The organism is Citrobacter sp. wls827 (assembly GCF_005280875.1).
GTDB lineage: Bacteria > Pseudomonadota > Gammaproteobacteria > Enterobacterales > Enterobacteriaceae > Citrobacter > Citrobacter youngae.
Window position 1 is genome coordinate 1 of sequence record NZ_SZWR01000008.1, and the last position, 6,388, is coordinate 6,388.

At 51.7% G+C, this 6,388-nt stretch carries 7 protein-coding genes and 1 pseudogene; 6 read left to right on the forward strand and 2 right to left on the reverse strand.

The window, feature by feature from the left end; translation table 11 throughout:
* Positions 1-248: pseudogene (locus tag FDX03_RS03210) on the reverse strand (flagellin FliC); the annotation flags it as partial.
* Positions 249-503: 255 nt separating this feature from the next.
* Here FDX03_RS03210 and fliD point away from each other — a divergent pair.
* The 4 genes from fliD to amyA all read left to right on the forward strand — a co-directional run bounded on the left by fliD (position 504) and on the right by amyA (position 4,257).
* Complete coding sequence (gene fliD / locus FDX03_RS03215) at positions 504-1,907, forward strand: flagellar filament capping protein FliD (protein WP_048211317.1); 1,404 nt, start codon at positions 504-506, stop codon at positions 1,905-1,907.
* A 15-nt stretch (positions 1,908-1,922) separates the two neighbouring features.
* Positions 1,923-2,330 carry a flagellar export chaperone FliS gene (fliS, locus tag FDX03_RS03220; RefSeq protein ID WP_061068105.1) on the forward strand — a complete coding sequence of 136 codons (408 nt, stop codon included), beginning with the start codon at positions 1,923-1,925 and terminating at the stop codon, positions 2,328-2,330.
* Positions 2,330-2,701, forward strand: a complete 372-nt coding sequence (gene fliT, locus FDX03_RS03225) for a flagella biosynthesis regulatory protein FliT (protein WP_048211316.1) — start codon at positions 2,330-2,332, stop codon at positions 2,699-2,701. The genes fliS and fliT overlap by 1 nt, the downstream gene beginning before the upstream one ends.
* A gap of 68 nt (positions 2,702-2,769) precedes the next feature.
* A complete protein-coding gene (amyA, locus tag FDX03_RS03230; RefSeq protein WP_137345474.1) occupies positions 2,770-4,257 on the forward strand; it encodes an alpha-amylase in 1,488 nt (495 codons plus the stop codon).
* Positions 4,258-4,297: 40 nt separating this feature from the next.
* Here amyA and yedD read toward each other — a convergent pair whose 3' ends face one another.
* Positions 4,298-4,711 carry a lipoprotein YedD gene (gene yedD / locus FDX03_RS03235; RefSeq protein ID WP_048211314.1) on the reverse strand — a complete coding sequence of 138 codons (414 nt, stop codon included), beginning with the start codon at positions 4,709-4,711 and terminating at the stop codon, positions 4,298-4,300.
* A 137-nt stretch (positions 4,712-4,848) separates the two neighbouring features.
* Here yedD and yedE point away from each other — a divergent pair, with 137 nt between their 5' ends.
* Positions 4,849-6,102 carry a selenium metabolism membrane protein YedE/FdhT gene (gene yedE / locus FDX03_RS03240; protein ID WP_323528139.1) on the forward strand — a complete coding sequence of 418 codons (1,254 nt, stop codon included), beginning with the start codon at positions 4,849-4,851 and terminating at the stop codon, positions 6,100-6,102.
* Complete coding sequence (gene yedF / locus FDX03_RS03245; RefSeq protein ID WP_000790504.1) at positions 6,099-6,332, forward strand: sulfurtransferase-like selenium metabolism protein YedF; 234 nt, start codon at positions 6,099-6,101, stop codon at positions 6,330-6,332. The genes yedE and yedF overlap by 4 nt, the downstream gene beginning before the upstream one ends.
* Positions 6,333-6,388 lie beyond the last annotated feature (56 nt).

The following is a 6,388-nucleotide window of genomic DNA, read 5'->3' on the forward strand; positions in this document are numbered from 1 at the left end:
GACAGAGAACCTTCAGTGGTCTGCGCGATGGAGATACCATCGTTGGCGTTACGGGACGCCTGAGTCAGACCTTTGATGTTAGAGGTGAAACGGTTTGCAATCGCCTGACCTGCAGCATCGTCTTTCGCGCTGTTGATACGCAGACCGGAAGACAGACGCTCAATAGCGGAGCTCAGAGAAGACTGAGATTTGTTCAGGTTGTTCTGGGTCAACAGCGACAGGCTGTTTGTATTGATGACTTGTGCCATGATCTTTTCCTTATCAATTACAACTTGATGTTATTGGGCTGTTGCCCACGGTTTCTGACCGTAACCCATGTATCGGCACCTTAAATTCGAACTTTAGAAAATTTTTACTTTCCGCCCATTTTTTTCTTAGCCCCGGAAATACCCGCTTTAATTACCACTATTCCGCGCATTATTTTTGCAAAACTATTATTAAACTTTGCGCGCAGATTGCCGATATAGCGGTTAACTACTGTTTGCAATCACAAGGAATTAGGCATGCCTTCATTTACATCACTGGGCGTTGGCTCGAACTTACCACTGGACACATTGCTGACAAACTTAACCACTGCTGAGAAAAAGCGCTTAACGCCCATTACCCAGCAGCAGAGCGCTAACACCTCGCGTCTGACCGCGTACGGTACGCTGAAAAGTGCATTAGAAAAATTTCAAACGGCGAATACTGCACTGAACAATGCCGACCTGTTTAAAAGCACCACGGCAACCAGCAGCACAGAAGACTTAAAGGTCAGTACAACCGCCGGTGCTGCTCCCGGTAAATATACCGTCAGCGTGTCCAAACTGGCACAAGCACAGTCGCTATCAACCACGTCCAAAATTACCTCTACCAAAGAACAGTTGGGCGATACCAGTGTTGATGAACGCACCATAACGATTTCACAACCGGGTCGTAAAGAACCCCTGGAAATCAAGTTAGGCAAAGGCGAAACCTCTCTGGAGGATATTCGTGACGCCATTAACGATGCGGACAGCGGTATTTCGGCAAGTCTGGTAAAGGTTAAGGAAGACGATTATCAGTTAGTGTTAACCGCGGAAAGCGGCACTGAAAGCGAAATGACTATCTCAGTCTCGAATGATTCGAAACTGAGCGATTTACTGTCCTATGACAGCAAAGCGGGCAGCGGCAAAATGAAGCAACTGGTCGGTGCGCAAAATGCGCAACTGACCGTCAACGGCATTGATATTGAACGTCAAAGCAATACCGTAACTGACGCACCGCAGGGCATCACGCTGCAACTGACCAAAGAAGTCAAAGATGCCTCTATCACGGTAACAAAAAGTGATGAAAAGGCCACAACGGCAATTAAAGCCTGGGTGGAAGCCTATAACTCACTGGTCGATACCTTTGGTACGCTGACTAAATATAAAGAAGTTGAACCGGGTGAAGCGGCCAGTGCAGATAACGGCGCGTTACTGGGCGACAGTGTTCTCCGTACCATTCAAAACGGTATTCGTGCGCCATTTGCTAACAGCGGCAGCGAGTCCCCGTTTAAAACCATGTCTGAGATTGGCATTACTCAGGATGGCGGCACTGGCAAGTTAAAAATTGATGAAGAAAAACTGGCTAAGGCACTGAAAGATAACACAGCAGCGACCCGTGAACTGTTGGTGGGTGACGGCAAAGAAACCGGTATTACCACCAAGATTGCCACCGAAGTAAAAAGCTATCTGGCCGATGACGGTATTATCGACAATGCGCAAGACAATATTAACGCCAACCTGAAACTGCTGACTAAGCAGTATCTGACCGTGAGTAACAGCATTGATGAAGTCGTGGCTCGCTATAAAGCACAGTTTACCCAACTCGATTCCATGATGAGTAAGCTGAACAGCACCAGTACCTATCTGGGCCAACAATTTTCAGCGATGAATAATTCCTGATAACACGAGGTAAGCATGTATACCGCGAGCGGTACCAAAGCCTATGCACAGGTCAGCGTGGAAAGCGCCGTGATGAGCGCCAACCCGCATCAGTTGATCGAAATGTTGTTTGATGGCGCACATAGCGCCCTGGTGCGCGCTCGTCTGTTTATGCAGCAAGGCGATATCGTTGCCAAAGGTGAGGCATTAAGCAAGGCAATCAATATCATCGATAATGGTCTGAAGGCGGGCCTGGACCACGAAAAAGGAGGAGAGATCGCCACCCATCTTTCTTCGTTGTACGACTATATGGTTCGCCGTTTATTGCACGCAAATCTGAATAATGATTGTCAGGCGATTGAAGAAGTCGAAGGGTTGCTCGGAAACATCGCGGATGCCTGGAAACAGATCTCACCAACCGCGTCGTCCCAGGAGTCCCGTTAATGACCTCAGCCGTGGAGTTTATCAACCGTTGGCAGCGCATTGCGCTGCTCAGTCACTCGCTGCTGGAACTGGCGCAGCGAGGTGAATGGGACCTTTTACTGGAACAGGAAGTTAGCTATCTGCAAAGTATTGAAGTGGTCATGGAAGAACAAACTCCATCTGGCATCACGCGAAGCGTTCAGGATTTGATTGCCGGGTATATTAAACAGACGCTGGATAACGAACAGTTGCTCAAAGCATTACTACAGCAGCGTCTGGATGAACTCAGCACGCTGATCGGTCAGTCAACCCGCCAGAAGACGCTAAATAACGCCTACGGTCGGCTTTCCGGTATGTTACTGGTTCCGGATGCGCCAACTGCCCCACAATAATTTCCCGCTTCGTCTGAATAATCTTCCATACTCCAGAGGTCGGCCAAACGGCTTCTGGAGCACGGAAGATGAAAAACCCCACCTTATTGCAGTACTTCCACTGGTATTACCCTGATGGCGGCCAGCTCTGGTCGGAACTCGCCGCACGCGCGGACGGACTTAATGATATCGGCATCAATATGATATGGCTGCCTCCTGCCTATAAAGGTGCGTCCGGCGGATACTCCGTTGGCTATGACACCTACGATCTGTTTGATTTAGGCGAATTCGACCAGAAAGGCACTATTGCCACCAAATACGGCGATAAAAATCAGTTACTGGCGGCAATCGACGCGTTAAAGCACAACGATATCGCGGTACTGTTGGATGTGGTGGTCAACCACAAAATGGGGGCCGACGAGAAAGAACACATTCAGGTTCAGCGCGTAAACGCCGATGACCGCACGCAGATTGACGATGAGATTGTCGAATGCGAGGCCTGGACGCGGTACACCTTCCCTGCCCGTGCGGGTCAGTACTCTCAATTCATTTGGGACTACAAATGCTTTAGCGGCATCGATCATATTGAAAATCCCACCGAGGACGGCATCTTTAAAATTGTTAATGATTATACCGGCGAAGGCTGGAACGATCAGGTCGATGACGAACTGGGCAACTTTGACTATCTGATGGGCGAAAATATCGATTTTCGCAATCATGCCGTGACTGAAGAGCTCAAATACTGGGCACGCTGGGTGATGGATCAAACCCATTGCGATGGTTTTCGCCTGGATGCCGTCAAACATATCCCGGCATGGTTCTATAAAGAGTGGATCGAGCACGTCCAGGAGGTGGCACCCAGGCCGCTGTTTATCGTCGCGGAATACTGGTCTCATGATGTCGATAAGCTGCAAACCTATATTAACCAGGTCGAGGGGAAAACCATGCTGTTTGATGCCCCTTTGCAAATGAAATTTCACGAAGCGTCCCGCCAGGGTCGCGATTATGACATGAGCCAGATTTTCACCGATACGCTGGTGGAGGCCGATCCCTTTCATGCGGTGACGCTGGTTGCGAACCATGACACCCAGCCGTTACAGGCTCTGGAAGCCCCCGTCGAGGCGTGGTTTAAGCCGCTGGCCTACGCGCTGATCCTGCTGCGCGAAAACGGCGTGCCGTCGGTGTTCTACCCCGATCTTTACGGGGCACATTACGAAGACACTGGCGACGATGGCGAAACTTATCCTATCGACATGCCCATCATCGAACAGCTTGATGAACTGATCCTCGCACGTCAGCGCTTCGCTCACGGCGTACAGACGCTCTTTTTCGATCATCCTAACTGTATCGCCTTTAGCCGCAGCGGAACGGACGACGATCCCGGCTGCGTGGTTGTTCTGTCTAACGGCGATGACGGGGAGAAGACCATCAATCTCGGCGCGAATTACGGCAATAAAACCTGGCGTGATTATCTGGGAAATCGCGAGGAAAGCGTGGTCACCGATGAAAACGGCGAAGCAACGTTTTATTGTAACGGCGGGAGCGTCAGCGTGTGGGTCATTGAAGAAGTGATTTAAAACTCAACCCCGGTGGCCATTGACTACCGGGGCGTACGGCTTATGGCAGTGGCGTAGGCAACGGCGTTTTCTTTAACGCATCGGCGCACTCCTGCGTCGGGCGATCAACCCGCTGCAGCGTCATACCGTCATATTCCAGCGTATTGCCGTCACGCTCAATCTCATACAGCTCGCGTTTCACCGTCACGTTGGTGAGATCGCCAGAGAGCATCGTTAGCTTGCCCGGCAGCGCGATCACTCGCTGCCACTGACGGCAATCCAACGTATCCCCCTCTTTTGTGACAATCAGACTGGCGATCGCTTCCGGGCTCACCAGCGCGCGCTGCGGACCTTTCGACTGCCAGTATCCTGCCAGACCGGCAGGAGCTGGTGTTTTCACCACGTCATTATAATTTTGTACCTCGGCGCAGCCAGCAAGCACCAACAATGCACCAACGATTGCTAATTTTTTCATCATTCATCCTGCATGCGAAGAAAAGGGGATTGTGGCATTAAAGCCCTGATGTCGCCAGCCTTTCGGCAGCCCGGAGAAAGATTGATCCAGACGGTGTTACCTCTTATTACTCATAGTCAAAAATTCTGATCGGTGTAATATCCACGCTTCTTGTTACATACCTTCTGAGTTCAGAGGCAAAACGCATGTCATGGCAACACTTCAAACAGGCCTGGTTAATTAAATTTTGGGCCCCTGCCCCTGCGGTTATCGCAGCGGGTATTCTCTCCACTTACTATTTCGGCATTACGGGAACCTTCTGGGCCGTTACCGGCGAATTTACCCGCTGGGGTGGGCAAATCCTGCAACTGTTTGGCGTGCACGCCGAAGAGTGGGGATACTATAAACTGATCCACCTCGAAGGTTCGCCCCTGACGCGTATCGACGGGATGATGATCCTCGGTATGTTCGGCGGCTGTTTCGCTGCCGCACTGTGGGCCAACAACGTCAAATTACGCATGCCGCGCAGTCGGATCCGCATTCTGCAGGCGGTGGTCGGCGGGATGATCGCCGGTTTCGGCGCCCGTCTGGCAATGGGCTGTAACCTGGCCGCGTTTTTTACCGGCATTCCACAGTTCTCGCTGCATGCCTGGTTCTTCGCGCTGGCAACGGCTATGGGCTCATGGTTTGGCGCCCGCTTTACCCTGCTACCGATGTTTCGTATTCCGGTCAAAATGCAGAAAGTTTCCGCCGCCTCGCCGCTGACGCAAAAACCGGAACAAGCGCGTCGTCGTTTCCGCCTCGGTATGCTGGTATTTATCGGCATGATCGGCTGGGCGCTATTGACCGCAATGGACAAGCCGAAGCTGGGTCTGGCCATGTTGTTTGGCGTTGGGTTCGGCCTGCTGATTGAACGGGCGCAAATCTGCTTTACCTCGGCCTTCCGCGATCTGTGGATTTCCGGGCGCACCCATATGGCAAAAGCCATTATCTTCGGCATGGCGGTGAGCGCCATTGGTATCTTTAGCTATGTGCAACTGGGCGTTGAGCCGAAGATTATGTGGGCTGGTCCAAATGCGGTGATCGGCGGCTTACTGTTTGGTTTCGGTATCGTGCTGGCGGGCGGGTGTGAGACCGGCTGGATGTACCGCGCGGTTGAAGGCCAGGTGCATTACTGGTGGGTGGGGCTGGGAAACGTTATCGGCTCGACCATTCTGGCTTACTACTGGGATGACTTTGCCCCTGCCCTTGCCACTCGCTGGGATAAAGTGAATCTGCTCGACACCTTTGGGCCGCTCGGCGGGCTACTGGTGACTTATCTGCTGTTGTTTATTGCATTGATGCTCATCATCGGTTGGGAAAAACGTTTCTTCCGCCGCGCCGGGCTGACGCCTGCTAAGGAATCCGCATGAAAAATATCGTCCCTGATTATCGCCTCGACATGGTCGGTGAACCGTGCCCTTACCCGGCGGTCGCCACGCTGGAAGCCATGCCGCAATTGAAGAAAGGTGAAATTCTGGAAGTGGTCAGCGATTGCCCGCAGTCAATCAACAATATTCCGCTGGATGCGCGTAACCATGGGTATACGGTGCTGGATATTCAGCAGGATGGGCCAACGATTCGCTATCTGATTCAAAAATAAGTGTAGGCCGGATAGCGCTGCGCTTATCCGGCCTACATTCTCTGCTTGTTGCACCT